Genomic DNA, 4,475 nt, shown 5'->3' with positions numbered 1-4,475 from the left:
CACCGAAGCGCACTCCTCTTTACGATTTGCACGTCGAGCTTGGCGGCAAGATGGTTGATTTTGCGGGCTGGGAGATGCCTGTTCAGTATCCGTTGGGGATCATGGGGGAGCATAAGCAGTGTCGTGAGAAGGCGGCGGTGTTTGATGTGAGCCATATGGGCCAGGTGATCCTGCGCGGTGAGAATGTGGGCGAGAAGCTGGAAGCTTTGTGCCCGCAGGCCTATGCGACGCTGAAGGACGGCAAGGCGCGGTACGGGTTCTTCACGAATGAAGACGGCGGGATCATGGATGATCTGATCGTGTCGAACGCGGGGGATCACTATTTTGTGGTGGTGAACGCGGCGCTGCGCCATCAGGATATTCCGCATATGCAGGCCAACCTTGACGGCGTCGAAGTGACCGAGATCTTCGATCGTGCGCTGGTGGCGGTGCAGGGACCCAAAGCCGAAGACGTGGTGGGCGAGTTGTGCCCGGCCGCCCGCGATCTGAAGTTCATGGAAACCACCGTGGCTGATATCAACGGTGTTGAGTGCCGTATCTCGCGGCTGGGCTATACCGGCGAGGACGGATACGAGATCTCGATCCCCGAGGACAAGGCGATTGAGATCACCCGCGCCTTCTTGGCGCATGAGGATTGCGAAGCGGCCGGTCTGGGCGCGCGCGACAGCCTGCGGCTGGAGGCCGGGCTGTGCCTTTATGGCAATGACATCGACCAGAGCACCTCGCCCATCGAAGCCTCGCTGAGCTGGGCGATCCAGAAGCGCCGCAAGGAAGAGGGCGGGTTCCCGGGGGCCGAGCGCATCCAGCGCGAACTGGCCGAGGGCGCATCCCGCAAGCTGGTAGGCATCAAGCCCGAGGGCCGCGCGCCTGCGCGTCAGGGCGTTGAGATCCAGTGCACGGAAGGCAACACCATTGGCCAGATCACCTCGGGCGGGTTTGGCCCGACGGTCGGTGGCCCCGTTGCGATGGGCTATGTGTCCGCAGGCCATGGTGAGCCGGGCGAGACCGTCAATCTGATCATCCGGGGCAAGCCGCAACCGGCCGAGATCGTGGCGCTGCCCTTCGTCACCCAGAATTACAAGCGTTGAAGTCAGGAGAGAGACAAGATGGCAACCTATTATTCCGAAGAGCACGAGTGGATCGACGTGAATGGCGACACAGCCACTCTGGGCATCACCAAACATGCCGCCGAACAGCTGGGCGATGTGGTCTTCGTGGAACAGCAGGAAGTGGGTGACGCGTTCGAGAAAGACGGCGAGATCGGTGTGATCGAATCCGTCAAGGCGGCCTCGGAACTCTATGCCCCGGTTGATGGCGAGATCGTCGAGGTCAACGAGGCGCTGGCCGACAATCCTGGCGCGCTGAACGAAGACCCCGAAGGTGAGGCATGGATCTACAAGATCAAGATCACCGACGCGTCGCAGCTGGAAGATCTGATGGATGAGGCCGGCTACAAGGACTTCATCGGCTGATCCAGACCGGAGCCCTGAATGGGGCTCCGCCCGTTCGGGCCGGACCGGCTCGTGATGATGTATCGGGGGCCTGCGTGGTCTCCGCCCGACCTGACTTATTCATAGGAGCGCTGCAATGGCTTTCAAACTGACTGACTACGAAGCCTATGACTTTGCCAATCGCCGCCATATTGGTCCCAGCCCGACCGAGATGCGCGACATGCTCAAGGTGATCGGCTTCAAGACGCTGGACCAACTGATCGACGCCACCGTCCCGCCGGCGATCCGCCAGAAAGAGCCGCTGGACTGGGGCCCGGCGATGACCGAGCGCGATGCGCTGTTCTACATGAAAGAGGTGGCGAGTAAGAACAAGGTTCTGACCTCGCTGATCGGTCAGGGCTATTACGGCACCACCACGCCTGCGCCGATCCTGCGCAACATTCTGGAAAACCCGGCCTGGTACACGGCTTATACGCCTTATCAGCCCGAGATCAGCCAGGGCCGTCTTGAGGCGCTGTTGAACTTCCAGACCATGGTCAGCGATCTGACCGGGCTGGACGTGGCCAACGCATCGCTGCTGGACGAAGCCACAGCGGCGGCCGAAGCCATGGCAATGGCCAAGCGCGGCGGGCGTTCGAAAGCCAACAACGCGGCCTTCTTTGTTGACAAGAACTGCCACCCGCAGACCATCGCAGTCATTAAAACCCGCGCTGAGCCTCTGGGCATCGACGTGCAGGTCGCCGATCCTGACAGCCTCGACGCAGGTGCCGTCTTTGGCGCGATCTTCCAGTACCCCGGCACCCATGGCCATGTGCGCGACTTCACCAAGGAAATCGCAGCGCTGCATGAGCACAAAGCCATTGCCATCGTTGCTGCCGACATCCTGTCGCTGGCCCTGCTGAAGTCACCGGGTGAGATGGGCGCGGATATTGCCATCGGCTCGACCCAGCGCTTTGGCGTTCCGATGGGTTATGGCGGCCCGCACGCTGCCTATATGGCGACCACCGACAAGCTGAAGCGGTCCATGCCGGGCCGGATCATCGGCGTCAGCATCGACAGCCGTGGCAACAAAGCGTATCGCCTCGCGCTGCAAACCCGCGAACAGCACATTCGCCGCGAGAAAGCCAACTCGAATGTCTGCACCGCGCAGGCGCTGCTGGCCGTCATTGCCTCGATGTATGCGGTCTATCACGGCCCGGATGGCATCAAGGCCATCGCGCAATCGGTACACCGCAAGACCTCGCGCCTGGCCGCCGGCCTGGAAGAGGCGGGCTTCTCGGTCGAACCCGAAGTGTTCTTCGACACCATCACCGTTGAGGTCGGCCACCTGCAGAAGACCGTCATGGAGGCCGCAGTGGCCCGGGGCGTCAACCTGCGCAAGGTCGGCGACACCAAGGTTGGCATCAGCCTGGACGAACAGACCCGCCCCGAGACCATTGAAGCCGTCTGGGGGGCCTTTGGCATCGACAAGACAGACGACAGCTCGAACAAGCAGTACCGCCTGCCGGACTACGCGCTGCGCGAGACGCCCTATCTGACCCACGAGATCTTCCACAAGAACCGGGCCGAGGCCGAGATGACCCGCTATATGCGCCGTCTGGCTGACCGTGACCTGGCGCTGGACCGGGCAATGATCCCGCTGGGCTCGTGCACCATGAAGCTGAACGCCACGATCGAGATGATCCCGGTCACCTGGCCCGAGTTCGGCAATCTGCACCCGTTCTGCCCCGAAGATCAGGCGCAGGGCTATCACGAGATGATTGCCGATCTGAACGACAAGCTGTGCCAGATCACCGGCTATGACGCGATCTCGCAGCAGCCCAACTCGGGCGCGCAGGGCGAATATGCAGGCCTGCTGACCATCCGCAACTATCACTTCGCCCGCGGCGAAGGGCACCGCAATGTCTGCCTGATCCCAACCTCGGCGCACGGGACCAACCCGGCCTCGGCGCAGATGGTGGGCTGGCAGGTTGTCCCGGTGCAGGCGGATGAGAATGGCAACATTGATCTGAACGACTTCCGCGCCAAGGCCGAGAAGCACTCGGATCATCTGGCCGGTTGCATGATCACCTACCCCTCGACCCATGGCGTGTTCGAGACCACCGTGCAGGAGGTCTGCCAGATCACCCATGATCACGGCGGTCAGGTCTATATCGACGGCGCCAACATGAACGCCATGGTGGGTCTATCGCGTCCCGGTGACATTGGCGGCGATGTCAGCCACCTGAATCTGCACAAGACCTTCTGCATCCCGCATGGCGGTGGCGGCCCCGGCATGGGTCCGATCGGCGTCAAGGCGCATCTTGAGGAGCACCTGCCCGGCCATCCGGAATACGGCACTGCCGTGGGTCCGGTCTCGGCGGCACCCTTCGGCTCTCCGTCCATTCTGCCGGTCAGCTGGGCCTATGTGCTGCTGATGGGTGGCGCGGGTCTGACGCAGGCGACCAAAGTGGCGATCCTGAACGCCAACTATATCGCGGCGCGTCTGCAGGATGCCTATCCGATCCTATACACCTCCGAGACCGGTCGTGTGGCGCATGAATGCATCCTCGACACTCGTCCGCTGGACGAGGCGGCGCATGTGACCGTGGATGACGTCGCCAAACGTCTGGTCGATTCCGGCTTCCACGCCCCGACCATGTCCTGGCCGGTGGCGGGCACCCTGATGGTGGAGCCCACCGAGTCCGAACCAAAGGACGAGCTGGACCGCTTCTGCGACGCCATGCTCTCGATCCGGGCCGAGGCGCAGGACATCATCGACGGCAAGATCGACGCGGAGAACAACCCGCTGAAAAACGCCCCCCACACGGTGCGCGATCTGGTCGGCGACTGGGACCGCCCCTACACCCGCGAACAGGCCTGCTTCCCGCCGGGCTCCATGGGCGTCGACAAATACTGGTCCCCCGTCAACCGCGTCGACAACGCATACGGAGACCGAAACCTCGTCTGCACATGCCCACCAATGGAAGCATACGAAGAAGCCGCAGAATAAAACTACAAACCCCCGCCGAAAAATCGGCGGGG

Annotated in this window: 3 protein-coding genes; all 3 read left to right on the top strand. The window is 62.4% G+C overall.

The features are described from left to right. On the top strand, positions 1–1,088 hold a 1,088-nt coding region (gene gcvT / locus ACR0KL_RS22680; protein WP_480555633.1), incomplete at its 5' end, for a glycine cleavage system aminomethyltransferase GcvT. A gap of 18 nt (positions 1,089–1,106) precedes the next feature. Continuing rightward, entirely contained in the window at positions 1,107–1,472 is a 366-nt protein-coding gene (gcvH, locus tag ACR0KL_RS22675; protein ID WP_170680939.1) for a glycine cleavage system protein GcvH, read from the top strand. Positions 1,473–1,587: 115 nt separating this feature from the next. Then, on the top strand, positions 1,588–4,443 hold the full coding sequence (gene gcvP, locus ACR0KL_RS22670) for an aminomethyl-transferring glycine dehydrogenase (RefSeq protein WP_170637796.1): 2,856 nt from the start codon (positions 1,588–1,590) through the stop codon (positions 4,441–4,443). Positions 4,444–4,475 lie beyond the last annotated feature (32 nt).

Source organism: Ruegeria sp. C8 (assembly GCF_056537565.1).
The sequence above is the reverse complement of the archived record's forward strand: the minus strand, read 5'-3'. Positions and strand labels throughout refer to the sequence as shown.